The organism is Allosphingosinicella sp., from assembly GCF_036403745.1.
Classification (GTDB): domain Bacteria; phylum Pseudomonadota; class Alphaproteobacteria; order Sphingomonadales; family Sphingomonadaceae; genus Allosphingosinicella.
This window is the reverse complement of the sequence record NZ_DASWQI010000006.1, coordinates 19736-39133: the sequence shown is the minus strand read 5'-3', so window position 1 is coordinate 39133 and position 19398 is coordinate 19736. Positions and strand designations below refer to the sequence as shown.

General features: G+C 67.3%; 21 protein-coding genes. 13 read left to right on the top strand and 8 right to left on the bottom strand.

Annotated elements, in window-relative coordinates:
- The first annotated feature begins 13 nt into the window (after positions 1-13).
- The 4 genes from VGC56_RS00920 (at position 14) to VGC56_RS00905 (ending at position 4068) form a co-directional block, all read left to right on the top strand.
- A complete protein-coding gene (locus tag VGC56_RS00920) occupies positions 14-511 on the top strand; it encodes a DUF2793 domain-containing protein (RefSeq protein WP_464122666.1) in 498 nt (165 codons plus the stop codon).
- A gap of 202 nt (positions 512-713) precedes the next feature.
- Positions 714-1838, top strand: coding sequence for an OmpA family protein (locus tag VGC56_RS00915; RefSeq protein ID WP_464122665.1), 1125 nt, complete (start codon positions 714-716; stop codon positions 1836-1838).
- 329 nt (positions 1839-2167) lie between these two features.
- Positions 2168-3481 carry a UDP-glucose dehydrogenase family protein gene (locus VGC56_RS00910; protein WP_464122664.1) on the top strand — a complete coding sequence of 438 codons (1314 nt, stop codon included), beginning with the start codon at positions 2168-2170 and terminating at the stop codon, positions 3479-3481.
- 59 nt (positions 3482-3540) lie between these two features.
- Positions 3541-4068: a superoxide dismutase family protein gene (locus VGC56_RS00905; RefSeq protein WP_464122662.1), complete on the top strand. Its 528-nt coding sequence runs from the start codon at positions 3541-3543 to the stop codon at positions 4066-4068.
- On the opposite strand, the gene VGC56_RS00900 is transcribed toward VGC56_RS00905, so the two are convergent.
- A complete protein-coding gene (locus tag VGC56_RS00900) occupies positions 4065-5711 on the bottom strand; it encodes a spinster family MFS transporter (protein WP_464122661.1) in 1647 nt (548 codons plus the stop codon). The genes VGC56_RS00905 and VGC56_RS00900 overlap by 4 nt on opposite strands.
- Positions 5712-5752: 41 nt before the next feature.
- Between VGC56_RS00900 and VGC56_RS00895 the strand changes: the two genes are divergently transcribed.
- From VGC56_RS00895 to VGC56_RS00875, 5 genes are read left to right on the top strand one after another with little or no spacing between them, the layout of a single operon-like run.
- Positions 5753-6226, top strand: coding sequence for a low molecular weight protein-tyrosine-phosphatase (locus tag VGC56_RS00895; protein ID WP_464122660.1), 474 nt, complete (start codon positions 5753-5755; stop codon positions 6224-6226).
- Positions 6223-7032 (top strand): fructosamine kinase family protein, encoded by an 810-nt coding sequence (locus VGC56_RS00890; protein WP_464122659.1) that lies wholly within the window; start codon positions 6223-6225, stop codon positions 7030-7032. Before VGC56_RS00895 ends, VGC56_RS00890 begins: the two co-directional genes overlap by 4 nt.
- A gap of 52 nt (positions 7033-7084) precedes the next feature.
- Positions 7085-8041: an alpha/beta hydrolase gene (locus tag VGC56_RS00885; RefSeq protein WP_464122658.1), complete on the top strand. Its 957-nt coding sequence runs from the start codon at positions 7085-7087 to the stop codon at positions 8039-8041.
- Positions 8041-8316, top strand: coding sequence for an autorepressor SdpR family transcription factor (locus VGC56_RS00880; protein ID WP_464122657.1), 276 nt, complete (start codon positions 8041-8043; stop codon positions 8314-8316). The genes VGC56_RS00885 and VGC56_RS00880 overlap by 1 nt, the downstream gene beginning before the upstream one ends.
- Complete coding sequence (locus VGC56_RS00875) at positions 8313-8981, top strand: SdpI family protein (RefSeq protein ID WP_464122656.1); 669 nt, start codon at positions 8313-8315, stop codon at positions 8979-8981. The genes VGC56_RS00880 and VGC56_RS00875 overlap by 4 nt, the downstream gene beginning before the upstream one ends.
- On the opposite strand, the gene thpR is transcribed toward VGC56_RS00875, so the two are convergent.
- Complete coding sequence (gene thpR / locus VGC56_RS00870; RefSeq protein ID WP_464122655.1) at positions 8966-9499, bottom strand: RNA 2',3'-cyclic phosphodiesterase; 534 nt, start codon at positions 9497-9499, stop codon at positions 8966-8968. The two genes, VGC56_RS00875 and thpR, sit on opposite strands and share 16 nt — an antisense overlap.
- A 122-nt stretch (positions 9500-9621) precedes the next feature.
- Here thpR and VGC56_RS00865 point away from each other — a divergent pair, with 122 nt between their 5' ends.
- The gene (locus VGC56_RS00865) at positions 9622-10380 is read left to right on the top strand and encodes a Bax inhibitor-1/YccA family protein (RefSeq protein WP_464122654.1); all 759 of its coding nucleotides are present in this window, start codon (positions 9622-9624) and stop codon (positions 10378-10380) included.
- 102 nt (positions 10381-10482) lie between these two features.
- Positions 10483-10872 carry a DUF1761 family protein gene (locus tag VGC56_RS00860; RefSeq protein WP_464122653.1) on the top strand — a complete coding sequence of 130 codons (390 nt, stop codon included), beginning with the start codon at positions 10483-10485 and terminating at the stop codon, positions 10870-10872.
- Positions 10873-10897: 25 nt separating this feature from the next.
- On the opposite strand, the gene VGC56_RS00855 is transcribed toward VGC56_RS00860, so the two are convergent.
- The 3 genes from VGC56_RS00855 to VGC56_RS00845 form a co-directional block, all read right to left on the bottom strand.
- Positions 10898-11548, bottom strand: a complete 651-nt coding sequence (locus tag VGC56_RS00855) for a glutathione S-transferase family protein (protein WP_464122652.1) — start codon at positions 11546-11548, stop codon at positions 10898-10900.
- 121 nt (positions 11549-11669) lie between these two features.
- Positions 11670-14009, bottom strand: a complete 2340-nt coding sequence (clpA, locus tag VGC56_RS00850) for an ATP-dependent Clp protease ATP-binding subunit ClpA (RefSeq protein ID WP_464122651.1) — start codon at positions 14007-14009, stop codon at positions 11670-11672.
- 127 nt (positions 14010-14136) lie between these two features.
- Entirely contained in the window at positions 14137-14334 is a 198-nt protein-coding gene (locus VGC56_RS00845) for a DUF1192 domain-containing protein (protein WP_464122649.1), read from the bottom strand.
- Positions 14335-14385: 51 nt separating this feature from the next.
- Between VGC56_RS00845 and VGC56_RS00840 the strand changes: the two genes are divergently transcribed.
- Complete coding sequence (locus tag VGC56_RS00840; protein WP_464122648.1) at positions 14386-15375, top strand: NAD(P)H-quinone oxidoreductase; 990 nt, start codon at positions 14386-14388, stop codon at positions 15373-15375.
- Here the strand turns inward: VGC56_RS00840 and VGC56_RS00835 are convergent.
- The 3 genes from VGC56_RS00835 to VGC56_RS00825 all read right to left on the bottom strand — a co-directional run bounded on the left by VGC56_RS00835 (position 15372) and on the right by VGC56_RS00825 (position 18543).
- Positions 15372-16772, bottom strand: a complete 1401-nt coding sequence (locus tag VGC56_RS00835; protein ID WP_464122647.1) for a DUF2142 domain-containing protein — start codon at positions 16770-16772, stop codon at positions 15372-15374. The genes VGC56_RS00840 and VGC56_RS00835 overlap by 4 nt on opposite strands.
- Positions 16769-17725 carry a glycosyltransferase family 2 protein gene (locus VGC56_RS00830; RefSeq protein WP_464122646.1) on the bottom strand — a complete coding sequence of 319 codons (957 nt, stop codon included), beginning with the start codon at positions 17723-17725 and terminating at the stop codon, positions 16769-16771. The genes VGC56_RS00835 and VGC56_RS00830 overlap by 4 nt, the downstream gene beginning before the upstream one ends.
- A 155-nt stretch (positions 17726-17880) precedes the next feature.
- Positions 17881-18543: a class I SAM-dependent methyltransferase gene (locus tag VGC56_RS00825; RefSeq protein ID WP_464122645.1), complete on the bottom strand. Its 663-nt coding sequence runs from the start codon at positions 18541-18543 to the stop codon at positions 17881-17883.
- Positions 18544-18758: 215 nt separating this feature from the next.
- On the opposite strand from VGC56_RS00825, the gene VGC56_RS00820 reads away from it, so the two are divergent.
- Entirely contained in the window at positions 18759-19379 is a 621-nt protein-coding gene (locus VGC56_RS00820) for a glutathione S-transferase family protein (RefSeq protein WP_464122644.1), read from the top strand.
- Positions 19380-19398: the final 19 nt, after the last annotated feature.

Genomic DNA, 19398 nt, shown 5'->3' with positions numbered 1-19398 from the left:
AGGAGTGAACGACATGAGCGATCAAAGCCCGCGCTTCGGGCTGCCCTTCATCCTGCCGGGGCAGGCGCAGAAGGAGCTGTTCCACAACGAAGCCCTCATCCTCGTCGACGCTGTGCTCCAGGCGGCGGTGGAGGAAGGACCGCGCGCGGCGCCGCCCGCGTCGCCGGTCCCGGGGGAGTGCTGGATCGTCGCGGCGGGGGCGACGGATGCCTGGAGCGGCCGTGGAAATGCCTTGGCGGCGTGGATCGACGGCGGCTGGCGGTTCGTCACGCCGCCGGCGGGGATGACGGTCTGGGACAAATCGGGCGGGTTCCCCCGGCGGTGGGACGGGAGCGTCTGGAGCGGCGGGCGGCTCACCTGCTCCGGCCTGTCGATCGACGGCAAGGCGGTGGTCAGCGAGCGGCTTCCGGCGCTTGCAAACCCTTCTGGCGGAACGATAATCGACGCCGAGGCGCGGGCAGCGGTGGCGGCGCTGATTGCGACATTAAAGTCACACGGCCTCACCGATTGAGGTTTCTTGATGCGGCGGTGAAACCAAGGCCGCTACCTGTCGTTTGCGGCCCGTCTGACGAGGTGTTTGCACTTCCCCTTTCGAGGCGAGTGCGGCATTTCGGCAACATATGTACGGATAAGCCTGCTTGCGCCGAAACCTCGGTTACCGTATTGAGTTCAACGGTCGTCCTGATGGGACGCAGTAGAAAGGGGATTACGTTATGCGGAAGCTCGCCATTGCTGTGGCGCTTTCATCCACCTTGCTCGCAACACCAGCCTTTGCGCGCGATGGCGCCTGGTATGTTGGCGGCGATTTCGGTGCGATGATCGTCGAAGATTCGAATGTGAACGTGGGTGCCACGACCAATGCGCTTCGGTTGCGCTACCGGTATGGCTATGACGGCGACATCAATGTCGGCTACGACCTCGGAAGCTTCCGCATCGAGGGCGAAGTCGCTTACAAGCACGCCAACATCCGGAGCGAACTGAACACGATCGCGCTTCCGGGCCAGAACAGCGCCACCTTCACGCAGAGCAACCGTTCGTCGGGTACGACGACGGCGCTCAGCTTCATGCTGAACGGCATGCTCGATTTCGGCGACGACGCCGGCATCAGCGGCTTCGTCGGCGGCGGTGCGGGTATCGCCCGGGTGAAGATCAACAATGCGCGGATCTTCTCCAACCAGTCCCCGTACCTCGACGATTCCGACTCGCGCTTCGCGTGGCAGGTCTTCGCCGGCGTTCGTCAGGCTGTGAGCGACAACATCGACGTCACCGTCAAGTATCGCTTCTTCAACGTTCCGAACGTGCGGATGACGGCGTTCAACGGCCAGCAGGTCAAGATGCGGTTCCGGTCGCACAGCCTGCTCGGCGGCATCGCGTTCAACTTCGGTGCGGCCCCGCCGCCGCCGCCGCCACCGCCGCCGCCGCCGCCGCCTCCCCCGCCGCCGCCGCCTCCTCCGCCCCCGCCGCCTCCGCCGCCGCCTCCGCCGCCGGTTCAGGTTGGGCCGTTCATGGTGTTCTTCGACTGGGATAAGTCGGACATCACCCCGCAGGCAGCTGCGATCCTGGACAATGCGGCTTCGTCCTATGCGCAGACCGGTCAGGCCCAGGTGATGATCGCCGGCCACACCGACCGCTCGGGTTCGGACCAGTACAATATGGGCCTTTCCCAGCGTCGTTCCGATGCGGTCCGTGCGTACCTGGCCGGCCACGGCATCCCCGATGGCGTCATGACCACCCAGGCGTTCGGCGAGAGCCGTCCGCTGGTCGAGACCGCCGACGGCGTGCGCGAGCCGCAGAACCGTCGCGTCGAGATCACCTTCGGCGGGGGCATGGCCCACTAAGAAGGTCCGGCTCCGCTCTCGCGGACCGGTCGATACGAAAGAGGAGCCGGCCTTCGGGCCGGCTCCTTCTTTTTTGGGCGCAGCGCCGCGCGCCGCCCGCGGGAGGCTCAAATTGCGCGGCCGCCGACAGTCATCTGGAAGGCGGTGGGTTTCATCCTTTTCTGTGCGGTGAGAGGGGGTCCCACGGCCCGCTTCCTATCCTCCGCCACCGGCTTCCTTCCCGAGCGAAGCCTTGCTCTGGAGGCGTCTTCCGGAAAACTGCTTGTCCGGCGTCGGCGGCGGGGGCTATCGGCGCCTCTTTCCACCCTCATTCCGCAGCGGGAATTTCGATGCGTATTGCAATGATCGGGACAGGCTATGTCGGGCTGGTTTCCGGCACCTGCTTCTCCGATTTCGGCCACGACGTGGTCTGCGTCGACAAGGACGCGGCCAAGATCGACGCGCTGCACCGGGGCGTGATGCCGATCTTCGAGCCGGGCCTCGACCGCCTGGTGGCGAGCAACGTCCGCGGCGGCCGCCTCTCCTTCACGACCGACCTTCCCGGCGCGGTCGCGGAGGCTGACGCCGTGTTCATCGCGGTCGGAACCCCCTCCCGGCGCGGGGACGGCCATGCCGACCTCTCCTACGTCTTCGGCGCGACCGAGGAGATCGCGCGAGCGCTGCGCAAGCCGGCCGTGGTCGTGACCAAATCCACCGTGCCGGTCGGCACCGGGGACGAGGTGGAGCGGATCATCCGCGAGACGGCGCCGGACGCAAAGGCATGGGTCGTCTCCAACCCCGAATTCCTGCGCGAGGGCGCCGCCATCGAGGACTTCAAGCGGCCGGACCGCATCGTCGTCGGCACCGAGGACGAAGATGCGGCGGAGATCATGCGCGAAATCTACCGGCCGCTTTACCTGAACAAGGCGCCGCTCCTATTCACCAGCCGCCGTACCGCCGAGCTCACCAAATATGCGGCCAATGCCTTCCTCGCGACCAAGATCACCTTCATCAACGAGATCGCGGATCTGTGCGAAATCGTGGGGGCGGACGTGCAGGACGTCGCCCGCGGCATCGGCCTCGACAATCGGATCGGCGCGAAATTCCTCCATGCCGGGCCGGGCTATGGCGGCTCGTGCTTTCCCAAGGACACGCTCGCCCTTCTGAAGACGGCCGAGGACCACCAGACCCCGCTGCGCATCGTCGAGTCGGTGGTGGCAGTCAACGATGCTCGGAAGCGCGCGATGGGCCGCAAGGTCGTCCAGGCGCTCGGCGGCGATGCGCGCGGCAAGATTGTCGCGCTGCTCGGCCTCACCTTCAAGCCCAATACCGACGACATGCGCGACGCGCCGTCGCTGAGCATCGTCCGGGCCCTGCAGGATGCCGGGGCGATCGTCCGGGGCTACGATCCGGAGGGCGTCGAGCAGGCGCGGCCGCTGATGCCGGGCGTGGAATTCTCCGACAGCCCCTATGCCGCCGCCGACGGCGCCGCCGCCGTGGCCCTGGTGACGGAGTGGGACGTGCTGCGCGCGCTCGACCTGCCGCGCCTGGCGCGAACGATGGCGGAGCCCAATTTCGTCGACCTGCGCAATGTCTATCCGATCGAGGATGTCGAGGAGGCCGGGCTGCGCTGGTTCGGCGTCGGGCGCCCCCCGCGGGGCTGAGCGGGCTACTCTTCAAGCCGCCGATCGCCTAAGATCGCGGCAGCAGAAGGAGGCGATCGATGCGACTGCGCCATGCCATACTCGTCTCCGGAATGGTCGGGCTGAGCGCCTGCGCCACCGTCCCCCCGCCCGCGCCTTCGGCCTCTGCGGCGATTGCCGATGCCGCGGTAAGGACAGTCGCCCGCGCGAAGATCCGGCAGGGGCCGAATGGGCTGTCCGTGCATGTCGAGGCGGCGGGCCTGGCGCCGGGCACTTATGGCGTTCACCTCCACGCGGTAGGCCGCTGCGAGGTGCCGGCCTTCGCCAGCGCGGGGCCGCACTGGAACCCGACGGCGCGCCAGCATGGCCGCGACAATCCCGCCGGTTCGCACATGGGGGATCTTCCGAACCTGACCATTGCCGCTGACGGCCGCGGCACGCTCGATTTCGATCTTAGCGGGGCGGCGCTCACGGGCCCAGGTCCCAATGTGCTTCTCGACGCGGACGGGGCGGCGATCGTCATTCATGCCCAGCCGGACGATTACCGCACCGACCCCTCGGGCAATTCGGGCGCGCGGATCGCCTGCGGGGTGCTCGCCGCGGGCTAGACGGGCTCCCCGGCGAGGCGTGCCCGCTCGACCTTGCTTTCCTCGAGTGCCGCGAGACGGTTCGCGCCAGCCCACAACGCGACGAGCGTGAAAGGCGGGACGACGTAGAGCCAGGCGATCCCGCCGGCGAGGCTGCCGGTCACGACCGACATCTTGCCGGCGAAATAGGGGCCGAGCGCGAGGCCGACCATCGTCGTGCCGAGCACGTAGGTCGCGCCGGCGGTTGCGCGCATGCGGGGGAGGACGACGTCCTGGAGTGTCGCCACCGCGGCGCCGACCCACATCGAGCCGAACAGCTGCGCGACCGGGCTCATGGCATAGAAGAGCGGCAGGCTGCGCGTCGTGAACATGATCGCGACCGCGGGGAGGGGCAGGACGACGGCGAGGATGTTGACGAACACCCGCCCGCGCGGATCGCGGCGCCGCCACGCGTCGGCGAGGATGCCGCCTGAGATGACGCCGACGGCGGCGGCGATGGCGGCCGTCGTGCCGATGATCAGCGAAGCCTCGTCCCGGGCGGTGGCGCCGGCGAGGTAGCGTGCGGCGTCCGCGGGGCCGGCGTAGAAGGTTCTGAGCGCATAGGGCGCCGCCCAGAAGGAGACGGCGTAGGTGATGAACGAGATGCTGCCGAAGGCGATGGCGAGCATCACCACGGTGGGCGAGCCCCAGATCAACTGCCAGGTCGGCTTGTCGCGGCGGTGGAGGACCAGCACCCACGAGTAGATCGCATAGGCGCCGATGCCATAGGCGACCCATTGCGGGGCGTCGCCCGTCAGCCGGATCAGCCCGAGAGCGGCGAAGGTGATCCCGGCGAGGCCCATGAGGTTAGCCGCAAGGGTTCCGTTCGCCGCGGCGGCGATCAGAGTGAGCGGCGGCAGGATGGCGACGAGTTCGGCACCGAAGCTGCGCCAGGCCCCCTCGCGCACCACCGGCTGCGGCAGGCCGTCCGAAGCCCCGCGTTGCGGCTCGCGGAGGGTCAGCACCCACAAAGCGAGGAGCAGGCCCGGTATGCCCACGGCGAGGAAGGCAGCTTGCCAGCCGGCGAGGTGGAGAGGGGCCGTCGCGGGATTCGGATGCAGGTGGTTCCAGCGGCTGCTGACCAGCGCGCCGATGGGCAGGCTGAGACCGCCGCCGATGTAGAGGCCGCTCGAATAGATGGAGAGCGCGGTCGCGCGCCGCGCCTTCGGGAAATAGTCGGAGATCATCGAGTAAGCGGCGGGGGAGGCGCTCGCCTCGCCGATGCCGACGCCGATCCGAGCGAGGCCGAGCATGTGGAACGAGCTGGCGAAGCCGGAAAGGGCGGTCATGCCCGACCAGAGCGCGAGGCCGGTGGCGATGAGGCGGCCGCGATACCAGCTGTCGGCGAGGCGGCCGAGCGGGATTCCGAACAGCGCATAGAAGACGGCGAAGGCGGTGCCGTAGAGGAAGCCGATCTGGGCGTCGTCGAGGTGGAGGTCGCGCTTGATGTCCTGGGCGAGGATCGAGATGATCTGCCGGTCGACGAAATTGATCGCGTAGACGAGGACGAGGACGATGAGCGCGTACCAGCCATAGGCGCCGACGCCGCGGCGGCCGCTTGCGGCGGAAGATGCTTGTGCGGCCTCGTCCATCCCGCTCCCCCGATTGTCTGCCTCGTCCGACATGGCTAGCAGAGGCGCACCTTTTGGCAATGCGGCAGGTTCCTGTGGCCGTTTCAATGCTCTTCGTCTGCCTCGGCAACATCTGCCGCTCGCCGCTCGCGGAGGCGACGTTTCGCGCGGAGGCGGAGCGGCTGGGCCTCGAGGTCGAGGTAGACTCGGCCGGCACCGGCGACTGGCATGTCGGCCGTGCGCCCGATCCGCGGGCGCAGGCGGTGGCGGCGCGCAACGGGGTCGACATCGCCCATTTGCGGGCGCGGCAGGTGAAGGCGGGCGACTTCCAGCGGTTCGATTACATCGTCGCCCTGGACGAGAACAATCTCCGCGATCTCGAGCGGATGAAGCCGGCGGCCGCGAAGGCGAAGCTCTCGCTGCTTCTCGACCATGTCCCCGGACGCGCGGGCTCGGCGGTCGCCGACCCTTATTATGGCGGCGAGGAGGAATTCGATCTGGCCTGGGCCGACGTCAATGCGGGCGCTCGGGCTCTCGCCGAACATATCGCCGACGAAGCCGGGCTGTGACGGCGTTCCGCCACCGCGTCGCGACGCTGACCGGTGTGGCGGAGGAAGGGCTCGAACGGCTTGCCGGCGGACAGCTGTCCGAAGTCCTCCTCGTGCGGCGCGCGGACGGGCGGGTTTCGGTGGCCAAGGGCGGCGCTGCGGTCACCGCCGAAGCGGCGATGCTGCGGGGCCTTGCCGGGGTCGGCGTTCCCGCGCCGGCGGTCGAGGCGGAGCATGATGCGCTGTTGCTGCTCGAATATGTGCCGAACGACAGGGTCTTCACCGCCGCAGCGTGGGCGGAACTCGGCGCCGCGCTCCGCCGCCTCCACGATGATGAAGGGGAGCATTACGGCTGGCCGGTGGATTACGAGATCGGCACCGTCACCCTCGACAATCGCCGCCGCGACGACTGGCCGGGCTTCTGGGGGGAGCAGCGCCTGCTCTCGACGGCGGCTTTGCTCGACCGGCCGTGGCGCGCGAGGATCGAAGCGCTGGTGCCGCGGCTGCCGGAGCTGCTGCCCGCGGCGCCGCGGGCGTCTCACCTCCATGGCGACCTGTGGAGCGGCAACATTCTTGTCAGCGGCGGTAGCCTGGCCGCCCTGATCGACCCCGCCTGTTATTACGGCGATGCCGAGATCGACCTCGCGATGCTGACGCTGTTCGACACCCCGCCGGACGGGTTCTGGCACGCTTATGGGCCGCTGGAGCGGGGCTGGCGGGCACGGCGTGCCGTCTACCAGCTGTTTCCCGCGCTGCTCCACCTCCGGCTGTTCGGGGGCAGCTACGCCGGCATGGTCGAGCGGCTGCTCGACGCGGTGGGGGGTTGACGCGCGATTGGATATTAGGTATTTGCCTAAGTACCTAATTGGGGGACTCGCCGTGTTGCTCATCGCTGCCTTTATCGCCGCTGCCCTCGCTGCCGCACCGGCGCCGGCCGGAGCGCCGATCGAGGCGCCGGGGCCGCTCGCGCCGCTCAAGGGCACCTTGCTGGCGCCGGCCGGGAAATCGCGCGCGACCGTGCTGATCGTTCCCGGCTCCGGGCCGACCGACCGCGACGGCAACAACCCTATGGGTGTGGCGGCCGCGCCTTACCGGATGCTGGCCGAGGCGTTGGCGGGGCGGGGCGTGACGACGGTGCGGATCGACAAGCGCGGCATGTTCGGCAGCAAGCCCGCGATTGCCGACGGCAATGCGGTGACCATCGCCGACTATGCCGCCGACGTGCGGGCGTGGGTGAAGGCGGCGCGGGAGCGGACCGGCGCCTCCTGCGTGTGGGTGCTGGGGCATAGCGAGGGCGGGCTCGTCGCCCTGGCGGCGGGGCAGCAGCCCGACGGAATATGCGGGCTGGTATTGGTGTCGGCGCCGGGGCGGCGGCTCGGCGAGACCATCCGCAGGCAATTGCGCGCCAATCCGGCCAACGCGCCGGTGCTGCCACAGGCGATGGCGGCGCTGGATAGCCTTGAAGCCGGCAAGCGCGCGGACACGGCGGGGATGCACCCGGCCCTGCTGCCGCTGTTCGCGCCGCAGGTGCAGGGCTTCCTGATCGATCTCCTCTCCTACGATCCGCCGGCGCTCGCCGCGCGCGTCCGCCGGCCGGTGCTCATCGTCCAGGGCGAGCGGGACCTTCAGGTGCTTCCCGACGACGCCAGGGCGCTCGCCGCGGCCGACCCGAGGGCGAAGCTGGTCATGATCCCCGGCGCCAACCATGTCCTGAAGCCGGTCGCCAGCGACGATCGTGCGGCCAATTTCGCGACTTATGGCGATCCCGCGCTGCCGCTGGCGCCGGGGATCGCCGACGCGATCGCCGCGTTCGTGACGGGCCAAGCCGCCCGCTGATGAACAGCGTGTTCGAAGCCCTGGCGCATCCGACGCGCCGCGCGATTCTGGAAATGCTGAAGGGCGGCTCGAAGACCGCCGGCGAGCTGGCCGACGCCTTCCAGGTCTCGAAGCCGACCATGTCCGGCCATTTTGCCAAGCTGAAGGAAGCGGGGCTGATCCAGGCGGACCAGCGCGGCGCGACCATAATGTACAGCCTCAACCTCTCGGTGCTCGAGGAAGTGTTGCTCGGGTTCATGGGGGCGATGGGGGCGGGGAAGGAGGCAGGGGAATGAACCGGACGTCGATGGGGATCGCCTCGGTGGCGATGGTGCTGGCGCTGGCGGCGGTGGCCTTGTGGGTGGGCAGCCGGCTGCCGGCCGACATGCTGTTGCCGACCCATTTCGGAATCGGCGGCGAGCCCGACCAATATTCCGGAAAGTGGGTGGCGCTGCTGCTGCCGGTCGGCATGGCGGGGGGCCTTTCGCTGCTCCTCTGGTGCCTGCCGGCGCTGGAGCCGCGCCTCGCCAATCTCGAGCGCAGCGCCGGCCTCTATTATTGGAGCTGGGCGGCTTTGCTGCTGATGAGCGCGGTGATCGAGTTCGTGATCGTCTCCACCGCGCTCCACTGGGGGCTGAGGATCGAGCATATCGTCGCCGGCGCGATCGGCGCGATGTTCGTTCTTATCGGCAACCAGCTCGGCAAATCGCGCAGCATGTACATGGTTGGCATCCGCACGCCGTGGACGCTGGCGAGCGAGGAGGTGTGGATCCGCACCCATCGGCTCGGCGGGAAGCTGATGGTGGCGGGCGGGCTGCTGATGATCCTGGCCGCACTGCTGCCGATTCCGTCGGGGCTGCTCGCCGGGGTCTGCGGCGCGTGCGTGGCGGTGATGGTCTGCGTGCCGGTCGTCTACTCCTACGTTCTGTGGCGGCGGGAAAAGGCTCAGCCGAGCCTGTAGCGCTCGACGATCGTGTATATCGGGCCGGCGGGGGTGAGGCTGCTCTCGTACAGGCAGAATTCGTCCACGGGGAATGAGGGGCCGGAAAGGGCGCCGCCTGCCTCAAGGAAGTGGCCGATCGGCCCGGCGCCGCGGGGCAGGCGGGCGAGGGTGATGTGGGGGTGGTAGGCGCGGCCGTCGGCCTCCAGGCCGGCGCGGACGATCGCCTGGTCGATCTTCTTGTGCAGAATCTTCAGCGGCGCCTGCGGAGCGACGCCGGCCCAGAGGATCGCCGGCTGGCCGCGATGCTCGAAGGTGCCCGCGCCGGCGAGGGCAATCTCGAACGGCGGCTGGAGGCTCGAGGCGAGGGCGGCGTCGACATCCGCCGCCTGGTGCCGATCCACGTCGCCTATGAAGCGGAGGGTGAGGTGGAGTTGGTCCTCGGCCTGCCAGCGGGCGCCGCTTACGCCGCCCATCATGGCGAGCAGATGCGCGCGGACGCTTTGGGGCAGCCGGATCGCGACGAACAGGCGGTGCATGGCCGAGCGCCTTAGCGCAGCCTGTGCCGGGGCGCGAACCGGTTTCGCTTGAATGTCTCCGCGCGCCCCACGATATTGGGGAGACGCGCGGGCGGGTGCCCGCGCACAAGGAGAATGTCATCATGGCAAACGGATTTGACCCGCGCATCGGCGCCGCGCCGCGTTCGGCGACGACGCTGGACGGCCGCACCGCCGTCGATGCGGGCCTGCGGTCCTATATGCTGTCCGTCTACAATTACATGGCCTCGGGCGTGCTGCTTACCGGTATCGTCGCTTTGCTCGTCGTCCAGACCGGCGCGATCAACGCGCTGATCGGCGTGCGTGCCAACGGCGGGATCGGCATGACGCCCCTCGGATGGCTCGTGACGCTGGCGCCGCTCGGGCTGGTCATGTGGTTGAGCTTCGGCATCAACCGCATGACGGCGAGCACGGCGAAGGCACTGTTCTGGGTCTATGCGGCGGTCGTCGGCGCATCGCTCTCGACGGTGCTGCTGGTCTACACCTACTCGTCGGTCGCGCAGACCTTCTTCGCGACCGCGGCCGGGTTCGCCAGCCTCAGCCTCTGGGGCTACACGACCAAGCGCGATCTCAGCGGCATGGGGAGCTTTCTCATCGTCGGCCTCGTCGGCCTGATCGTCGCCTCGCTGATCAACATGTTCTACCATAGCGGCCCGTTGGGCCTTGCGATCAGCGGCATCGGCGTGCTGCTCTTCGCCGGCCTCACGGCCTACGATACGCAGAAGATCAAGAGCATGTACTTCTTCGTCGGCAACACCGGCGAGGCGTCGCAGAAGAGCGCGGTGATGGGGGCGCTGACCCTCTACCTCGACTTCATCAACATGTTCCTGTTCCTGCTCCGCTTCATGGGCGACCGCCGCTAAGGTTGCTCCGATGGACGCACGAGGGAGGGCCTGGCGGCGACGCCGGGCCCTTTCTTTTTGCACGGCGTCGATCGTGCTACGCTCACGGCCGGGGAGGATCGCATGACACTCAATCTCATCTGGGCGACGCTGGCGGGCGCGGTTCTCGGCTCGCTGGCCGACTGGCTGTTCGCCGGCGTGCTGTTCCACGACCGCTACCAGACCTATCCCGAAGTCTGGCGGCAGGGCGGCGAGCGCGGCCGGATCCTCCTCGCGCAGGCGCTGGCCCTGGTCACGGCCGCGGGTTTCGTCGGCCTGGCGTGGAAGATGCACCAGACCGACGCGCGCGGCGCACTGAAGCTCGCGGCGATGATCTGGCTGATCGGCCCGCTGCCGCTGCTGCTTGGCAACCACCTCTTCATCAAGCTCGACCCACGGGTGACGGCGAGCCATGCCGCCGGCTGGCTGGTCAAGCTGCTGCTGATCGGCGCCGCGACGGCCTGGTTGCTCTGATCCTCCCGTTCCCGCTGGGGAGGGGCTAAGTCGCCGCCGGCTGCTGGGCCTGCTGCTGCGCGATGAGGGCGTCGTCGATCTCCATCGCCCGCTTGTAGTCGCGACGCTCCTTCACCCGCCCGACATAGTCGGTAAAGGCCTGCCGCTTATCGATGATCCCGAACTCCATGCCCCAGCCTATCGAGGCGCCGACATAGACGTCGGCGGCGGTGAACTGCTCGCCGCAGAGATACGGATGCGCGCCCGCCGCCGCTTGCTCGAGCGTATCGAGCGTCTCCTCGAACGTGCCGTAGCCGGCCATGCGCGACTTGTCGGCGGGGGCGAGGAGGCCGAGCGCCTTGCCGGTGATAATCGCCTCGACCGGACCGGCGGCGAAGAACATCCACCGGTAATAGGGGCCGCGCAGCGCGTTGCCGGAGGGCGGTGCGAGGCCGGCGTCGGGGAAGGCGTCGGCGAGATAGGCGCAGATCGCAGCGGCCTCGGTGACCACCGTGTCGCCGTGCTTGATCGCTGGCACCTTCCCCATCGGGTTGATTGCCCGATACTCCGCGCTCTTCATGCTGTCCTCATAGCCGAGGATCACTGTCTCGTACGGCTGGCCCACCTCCTCCAGCATCCAGCGGACGATCCGCCCGCGCGACATCGGGTGGGTGTAGAAGGTCAGTGACTGGCTCATGCTCGCTCTCCCTTTGCGGGCCAGCGTAGCGCTTTCGCGCTGGCGCGAGGAGAGGGCGCAAAAAGAAAGAGCCCCTCCCGTGGTGGGGAAGGGCTCTTCTACTCCATGATCGGCGGAGCGATCAGGCCTGGGCCTCCGGCTGGCCCTGCTCGCCCTCGGGCTCGGGGGCGGCCTTCTTGCTCTTCCGCTTCGACGCCTTGGGCGCCGCGGCGACGATCTCGAAGGACGGCGCATTGTCCTTGATGGTGACCTTGACCTCGCCGCCATGGATGAGCTTGCCGAAGAGCAGCTCCTCGGCGAGCGGCTGCTTGATCTTCTCCTGGACGAGCCGGCCCATCGGGCGCGCGCCGTAGAGCTTGTCGTAGCCCCGCGACGTCAGCCACTTCCTGGCTTCCTCGTCGAGATCGATGTGGACGTTGCGGTCCGCCAGCTGCAGCTCGAGCTGGAGGATGAACTTGTCCACAACCCGCGCCACCACCTCGGTCGGGAGGTAGCTGAACGGAACGATCGCATCGAGGCGGTTGCGGAATTCCGGCGTGAACATCCGCTTGATCGCTTCCTCGTCCTCGCCCTCGCGGGTCTGGGCGCCGAAGCCCACGCCTTCGCGCGCCATATCGGAGGCGCCCGCGTTCGTGGTCATGATCAGGATGACGTTGCGGAAATCGACCGTCTTGCCGTGGTGATCGGTAAGCTTGCCGTTGTCCATCACCTGCAGGAGGATGTTGAACAGGTCCGGATGCGCCTTCTCGATCTCGTCGAGCAGCAGCACGGAGTGCGGATGCTGGTCCACGGCATCGGTGAGGAGCCCGCCCTGGTCGTAGCCGACATAGCCCGGAGGCGCGCCGATCAGCCGGCTGACCGAATGGCGCTCCATATATTCCGACATGTCGAAACGCTGCAGCGGGATACCCATGATGTTGGCGAGCTGGCGCGCGACCTCCGTCTTGCCGACGCCGGTGGGGCCGGAGAAGAGGTAGTTGCCGATCGGCTTGTCCGGATCCCGGAGGCCGGCCCGCGACAGCTTGATCGCCGACGAGAGCACGCCGATCGCCGCGTCCTGGCCGAACACGACCCGCTTCAGGTCACGGTCGAGATGCTCGAGCGTCTTCTTGTCGTCGGACGACACGCTCTTCGCCGGGATCCGCGCCATGGTCGAGATGACGCTTTCGATCTCCTTGGTGGTGATCGTCTTCTTGCGCTTGTTGGGCGGCACCAGCATCTGCATCGCGCCGACCTCGTCGATCACGTCGATCGCCTTGTCGGGCAGCTTGCGGTCGTTGATGTAGCGCGCCGAAAGCTCGACCGCCGCTTTGATGGCGTCGGGCGTGTATTTGACGTGGTGATGGTCCTCAAAGGCCGTGCGGAGCCCCGCGAGGATCTTCACCGTATCCTCGATCGTCGGCTCGTTGACGTCGATCTTCTGGAAGCGGCGGAGCAGCGCGCGGTCCTTCTCGAAATGGTTGCGGAACTCCTTGTAGGTGGTCGAGCCGATGCAGCGGATGGTGCCGCCCGACAAAGCCGGCTTCAAAAGGTTCGACGCGTCCATCGCGCCGCCCGACGTGGCGCCGGCGCCGATCACCGTGTGGATCTCGTCGATGAAGAGCACCGCGTCCGGCATCTTCTCGAGCTCGGTGACGACCGCCTTCAGCCTTTCCTCGAAGTCGCCGCGATAGCGGGTGCCGGCGAGCAACGCGCCCATGTCGAGCGAATAGATCACCGCGTCCTTCAGCACCTCGGGCACATCGCCCTCGATGATCTTGCGGGCGAGTCCTTCGGCGATGGCGGTTTTGCCGACGCCGGGATCGCCGACGTAGAGCGGATTGTTCTTCGAGCGGCGGCAGAGGATCTGGACGGTGCGGTCGACCTCCGGCCCGCGGCCGATCAGCGGATCGACGCGGCCGCTCTTCGCCTTCTCATTGAGGTTGACGGTGAACTGCTTGAGGGCACTCTCGTTCTTCTTCTTGCCCTCCTCGGGCTTGCCCTCGTCGGCGCCCTTCACCTCCTGCGGCTCGGCGGCGGTCTCGCCTTTGCCGACGCCGTGGCTGATGTAGCTCACCGCATCCAGCCGGCTCATGTCCTGCTGCTGCAGGAAATAGACGGCATAGCTCTCGCGCTCCGAGAAGAGGGCGACGAGCACGTTGGCGCCGGTCACCTCGTCGCGGCCGGAAGACTGGACGTGGAGGATGGCGCGCTGGACGACGCGCTGGAAGCCGCTGGTCGGCGACGGGTCGGTCGTCCCGTCGATCTTCAGCGCCTCCAGTTCATTGTCGAGATAGGCCTTTACGGCATCGCGCAACTCCTTGAGGTCGACGCCGCACGCGGTCATCACCTTGGACGCATGGGCATCCTCGGTGAGCGCGAGCAGCAGATGCTCGAGGGTTGCATATTCATGGCGACGCCCGCTCGCTTCGGCGAGCGCCGTATGCAAAGTCTGTTCGAGTTCGCGGGCAAATGACGGCACTTAACTCACTCCTGTGAGCCCGCGAGGAATCACGGACTGCTTTGCTCCAATGTCGGGTGTGGGAGACCCGTCATCAAGCAGGTCTCTAAGAAAGCTGGGGAAAAGCTTTTCTGTTCCCCGCGCCCCCTCATTTTTTGAACAAAGCTTCGGCGGCGGACATGTGGGTGACCGACGCGTCGATCTTGGCGCGGACGCGGGCGATCTCGCCCTCAAGCGTCTCGATACGCGTGTGAAGTTCCTCGACCGACAGCGGATCGAGGTCCTGCTTGACGAGCTGCGTCAGCGGGTCCTGCGGCTTCGCGGGGAAGAGCTCGTCGAGGTCCATTGACCGGAGAATCCGCTGTTGCGGCCCCTCCTGTCAAGTTAATCGGCGGCGATGCGAGATATTCCCGAGACGATGCCCGAAACGATGGTCGCCATAGACCCCGCCGCGCCGGGCGGGCCGGAGGTGCTCCAGCCGGTCGAGCGGCCGGTGCCGCAGCCGGGCCCGGGCGAGCTGCTGATCCGCGTGGAGGCGGCGGGCGTCAACCGTCCGGACGTGATGCAGCGCCGCGGCCTCTACCCGCCGCCGCCCGGTGCGCCGTCGATCCTCGGCCTCGAAATCGCCGGCACCGTGGTTTGCGGCCCGCGGACGGGAGAGGGCGTCTGCGCGCTCGTCGCGGGCGGCGGCTATGCCGAATATTGCGCGGCGCCGGAGGGGCAGTGCCTGCCGGTGCCGGACGGCCTCTCGATGGTCGAGGCGGCGGCCCTGCCGGAAACGTTCTTCACCGTCTGGACAAACCTTTTCCAGCTCGGGCGCGCCAGGGCCGGCGACACATTGCTGGTCCACGGCGGCACGAGCGGCATCGGCACGACCGCGATCCTGCTCGGCACGCTGTTCGGCCTCAGGGTGATCGTCACCGCCGGCACCGCGGAGAAATGCGCGCGCGCGATCGACATCGGCGCAGCGCAGGCCATCGACTACAAGGCTGAGGACTTCGTCGCCCGCATTGCGGAGCTGACCGGCGGCCGCGGCGTCGACATCGTGCTCGATATGGTCGGCGGCGACTATGTGCCGCGCAACCTCGCCTGCCTCGCCGAGGAAGGGCGCCACGTGTCGATCGCGATCCAGCGCGGGGGCCAGGCGGAGATTCCGCTCTGGCCGATCATGGCGAAGCGGCTCGTCCTCACCGGCTCGACGCTGCGCGCCCGCCCCGCGGCGTTCAAGGCGGCGCTGGCTGCCGAACTGGGCCGCGAGGTCTGGCCGAAGCTGGGCGGAGTGCGTCCGGTCATCGACGCGACCTTCTCCCTCGCCCAAGCGGCCGACGCGCATCGCCGCATGGAAAGTGGTGATCACATCGGCAAGATCGTCCTGACCACAGTCTAGACGCTGTAGAAGGTGGCTGCGATGGTGCCGAGCGTTGCAGCATGAGCGGCTAGCACGAGGGCGATTGTGACTGTCATGACACCCCGCGGCGCGTCTTCGCCACGCCGCATCAGCCCGATCGCGCCCAAGGGAAGCACGGGCAAAAAGTAGCGGGCCTGGATACCCTCGATGACTATTGCACCGCGGGCGGCGAGGGTCAGGAACATGGCAAAGGCGATCAGCAGGGCCACGGCCCCAAAGGTCAGCAGTATCCACAGCCGCCGTCCTCGCGTCAGGTCCAGGGCGTTTCGCTCGCCATAGGCCATGGCAACCAGCAGCGCTGCGGTCCCGGGGATTGCCGCAGCCCAGATCGTTGGCACCGTGGAATCGCCAAAGGTGTAGAACCGCGCCCAGAGCGTCGGCAGTTCGAAGAGGAAGGTGCGCCCGATCAGCGCGGTGAATTCCAGAGGATGGGCCGCGGCCCACGAGACCTGCTCCGGCATGGTCGGCACCCAAGGGCGAAACGACGGAACCAGCGCCGGCGCGTTGATGCGGATCCAGGCGTAGACGAGAAATGCGGCGGCGGCGCCGATCAGCAGCGGCGGGGTGAACCAGCGCCGTAAGCTTACGGCGCGCGGCAGCGGAAAGACGGCGACCGCCACCAGCGGAAGATATACGAATTTCGCCAGCGAGACCGCGAGGGTGGCGAGACCCACCGTCGTCGCCCGCGCGCCGGTCCAGCGCCGCTCGGCGGCGATCCTCAGCCCGAGCGCGGTGAGCAGAAACCCGCTGCCGCCCACGAGGGCGTCCTGACCGAACGACGCTGCCGCCGCCGCCATCGGGGGCGAAAGGGCGATGATCGCCATCGGCCAGCGGCCATAAGGAATGAGCTTCAAGGCCCACAAGACGAGGCCAAGGCAAAGCGCCACGTTGGACAGCCGGCCGAGCCTGAGCGTCCACTCAACCGAGAGGCCTGCGGCCACGCCGATGCGCACGGCGAGAATTTGCGGCAGATAACCGACCGGCGCGTAAACGACGGCGCCAAAGAAATCGTAGTAGATCGGCTTCTCGGCGGTGCCGATAGGCGTGTTCCATCCGAACATTTGGGAGACCGGTCGGCGGACCGTCCGCCTCGCTGTCTGTGGGGTGATGGACCCGATCTCCTGCACCGTCGCACGCGCCAGCCCCGGCGGAAGTTCGCCGCCCGACCGGGCCCCTCTCCGCTCCCCCACCAACTGCGATGTGCTGATCTGCCAGGCGCGGTAGAGGTGCTGGTTCTCGTCGAAATTCTGGAAGGCAGGCGTCAAGAGGGCATATGCCGCGTACAGAAAGGGCGCGAGGAGCAGGAAAGCGCGTCGTGGGACAAGGTCGGGCCGCAGCTCCCGCACGCGATCGGTGATCGGCTGGAAGGCGCTCATCTGCGCAGCCGGAGGGCCAGTGGATGCCGCACGACGGTGGGGACATTGCGCATGTCGAAGTTGAGCGCCGAGAGGAGCATCTGCAGGCCGCTGAGGATCGGGAGCGCCGCGATCATCACCTGACCCGGCGTAGCCAACTGGCCAGCTGTATAGGATCTTCCCCAGAAAACCGCCCCCGCGATCAGGCCGAAGGCGAGGAGAGCGAGCCCCGCTATGGCTTCGAGCGTCGCGAGCGAGAAGTCGCGGATGAGATACTGGACAAGAAAGCGTCGCGCGGTGTTGCGGACGTTCTTTACGAAGAACGGCAGGACGATCCGGCCGATGCGCAGGTTGCTCTTCTCCGCGCCGTAAACCGCCTCCATCGGTACGTCCTGCACGACCGCGCGCAGCAAATAGAGGTTGAGCAGCATGTCACTTTCGAAAAAGTATCGCTTGTCGATCTTGCGCTGGAGGATGAGCTCCCCGAGCGACCGGTGGATCGCGGTGTAGCCGTTCGTGGGATCGAAGATGTTCCAGTAGCCCGAGGAGAGCTTGGTCAGGAAGGAGAGGGCTCCGTTGCCGACCAGGCGAAGGATGGGCATCCCGTGGACGTTCTCCAGATTGAAGAAACGATTCCCCTTTGTGTAATCCGCCGCTCCCGTTTCGATAGGGTAGACGAACTGGGGAATGAGCGACGGATCCATCTGTCCGTCGCCATCGATCTTGACGAGGATGTCACAGCCGTGGGTGATCGCCGTGCGGTAGCCGGTCAGCACCGCGCCGCCGACGCCCTGGTTCGTGTCGTGATAGAGAACCTTGACGCGCTCATCGGCGATAGCGCCCTCGATCAGCTTCCCGGAACCGTCCGGACAAGCGTCATCAACGCAGTAGATCGCGCACACCTCCGGCCCAATGCTTTCGATGACGGCGGCGATATGCGCCTTCACCCTGTAGCATGGGATGATCACCGCCACTCGGGGCGCTCCCATGATCGTGGTATGCTGGATCGCGGCGTGAAACATATCAGCCCCGCGACGTTCTCAGTGGTGGGAAGCGGACCGGCCGAAGGCTGCCGCAAAGTCGCGGCGAGTGCCGTTTATCCGCCACGATAGTCGGATTTCCCACGATCTTAGCGCGCAACCCGCGGGCGCCAGGCGGTTACCCTGAACAGCGCGGGCAAGAAGGGAACCCGCCGCGCATCGACCAAGGTGCAATGCTTTGCGACGATCGCCTCGATGTCGAAGATGTTGGAATGGTGATAGTGGCCGGAGAAGCCGGCGAGGCGCCGGCCGAGCCTGTAGAACCAGCTCTCGGTCGGCCCCGACAAAATGAGCACGCCGTTTTCCCTCAGAAGCGGCACGAGGCGCGCCACGAGTGTCGGAATGTCCTCGTTGTGCTCGAGCGAATCGAGCGCGAACATGGCGGCGAAGCTGCCCGGGCGTGCTTCGTCGAGCGTCGTCCTTTGTGCCTCCTGCCACTCCCCGCAGACGCCGGCGAGCAGGTCGTCCTGCTCGATGATGGTGTAGGCCCCCCGCTTCTCGATCAGGTGGCCGACCTCGCCGGTGGCCGCGCCGAAATCGAGGATGGCTCCGGCGCTCCCATGACGCCGGTAGAGGGCCGCGGCTGCTTTCGTACGCTGCCATGCCACCCATGCGGCGAGCTTGTTGCCGTGAACGTAGGAGGGGACGCAGCTTTCCTCCAGCTTCTCGAACTGGCGTCGCACGTCGAAGTGCGACTGAAGGGTGCGGCGCCGCGCGGCGATCACAGGTCCGAAGACGAGATTGTCCAACATAGCTGTCCCCGTTCGCGCCTGTTCCCCATCGTGGGGCTGGTCCGCATTGCAGGGGTCGCACGGAAATCACTACCAAAGGATTAACCAAAGATCTTGTGGCGGCCTTCACGCCGAAGAGACGCCGTCGCAGGCCCTTCGGTCATCGCGGGAATTCACTTCCGCGACCGATCGCCTAGGATGGCGCCCATGCAAAAGAAGCAATGACGGGGATGCAGATGACCTCACCAATGATCCTCCACGAATATACCGCGTCCGGCAATTGTTACAAAATCCGGCTCACCGCCGCTTTGCTCGGCCTGCCGGTGGAGCGGCGCGAATATGACATATTGAAGGGCGAGACCCGCACGCCGGAATTCCTCCACGAGGTTAACGCCAACGGCCGCATCCCGGTGCTGCAGATCGGCGAGCGCTTCCTGCCGGAGAGCAGCGCCGCCTGCTTCTACCTTGCCGAGGGGACCCGCCTCGTTCCCGAAGACCGGTTCGACAAGGCGGACATGCTGCGCTGGATGTTCTTCGAACAATATAATCACGAGCCCAATGTCGCCACCTTGCGCTTCTGGCTCGCTTATGTCGGTGAGGAGCGTCTGTCGGAGGCGCAGAAAGCGCAGGTTGGGGCGAAGCGGGCTGCCGGCGACGCGGCGCTGAAGCTGATGGACGAGCATCTCGCCGACCAGGATTGGTTCGCCGGCGGCCGGTTCAGCCTCGCCGACATCGCGCTTTATGCCTACACCCATGTCGCGGAAGAGGGCGGCTTCGACCTCGCCGCCTATCCCGCCGTCGGGCGCTGGCTGGCCCGGGTTGCGGCGGCGCCAGGCTACATCGGGATCGACGCCTGACTCTTGGCTTGCTTCCTAA

What these genes read in the sequence shown, in the direction of transcription:
- VGC56_RS00820 (WP_464122644.1), top strand. Translation starts at nt 18,759, where the DNA reads ATGACCTCACCAATGATCCTCCACGAATATACCGCGTCCGGCAATTGT.
- VGC56_RS00920 (WP_464122666.1), top strand. Translation starts at nt 14, where the DNA reads ATGAGCGATCAAAGCCCGCGCTTCGGGCTGCCCTTCATCCTGCCGGGG.
- VGC56_RS00835 (WP_464122647.1), bottom strand. Translation starts at nt 16,772, where the DNA reads ATGAGCGCCTTCCAGCCGATCACCGATCGCGTGCGGGAGCTGCGGCCC.
- VGC56_RS00905 (WP_464122662.1), top strand. Translation starts at nt 3,541, where the DNA reads ATGCGACTGCGCCATGCCATACTCGTCTCCGGAATGGTCGGGCTGAGC.
- VGC56_RS00910 (WP_464122664.1), top strand. Translation starts at nt 2,168, where the DNA reads ATGCGTATTGCAATGATCGGGACAGGCTATGTCGGGCTGGTTTCCGGC.
- VGC56_RS00900 (WP_464122661.1), bottom strand. Translation starts at nt 5,711, where the DNA reads ATGTCGGACGAGGCAGACAATCGGGGGAGCGGGATGGACGAGGCCGCA.
- thpR (WP_464122655.1), bottom strand. Translation starts at nt 9,499, where the DNA reads ATGCACCGCCTGTTCGTCGCGATCCGGCTGCCCCAAAGCGTCCGCGCG.
- VGC56_RS00875 (WP_464122656.1), top strand. Translation starts at nt 8,313, where the DNA reads ATGAACCGGACGTCGATGGGGATCGCCTCGGTGGCGATGGTGCTGGCG.
- VGC56_RS00845 (WP_464122649.1), bottom strand. Translation starts at nt 14,334, where the DNA reads ATGGACCTCGACGAGCTCTTCCCCGCGAAGCCGCAGGACCCGCTGACG.
- VGC56_RS00915 (WP_464122665.1), top strand. Translation starts at nt 714, where the DNA reads ATGCGGAAGCTCGCCATTGCTGTGGCGCTTTCATCCACCTTGCTCGCA.
- VGC56_RS00860 (WP_464122653.1), top strand. Translation starts at nt 10,483, where the DNA reads ATGACACTCAATCTCATCTGGGCGACGCTGGCGGGCGCGGTTCTCGGC.
- VGC56_RS00880 (WP_464122657.1), top strand. Translation starts at nt 8,041, where the DNA reads ATGAACAGCGTGTTCGAAGCCCTGGCGCATCCGACGCGCCGCGCGATT.
- VGC56_RS00865 (WP_464122654.1), top strand. Translation starts at nt 9,622, where the DNA reads ATGGCAAACGGATTTGACCCGCGCATCGGCGCCGCGCCGCGTTCGGCG.
- VGC56_RS00825 (WP_464122645.1), bottom strand. Translation starts at nt 18,543, where the DNA reads ATGTTGGACAATCTCGTCTTCGGACCTGTGATCGCCGCGCGGCGCCGC.
- VGC56_RS00840 (WP_464122648.1), top strand. Translation starts at nt 14,386, where the DNA reads ATGCGAGATATTCCCGAGACGATGCCCGAAACGATGGTCGCCATAGAC.
- VGC56_RS00855 (WP_464122652.1), bottom strand. Translation starts at nt 11,548, where the DNA reads ATGAGCCAGTCACTGACCTTCTACACCCACCCGATGTCGCGCGGGCGG.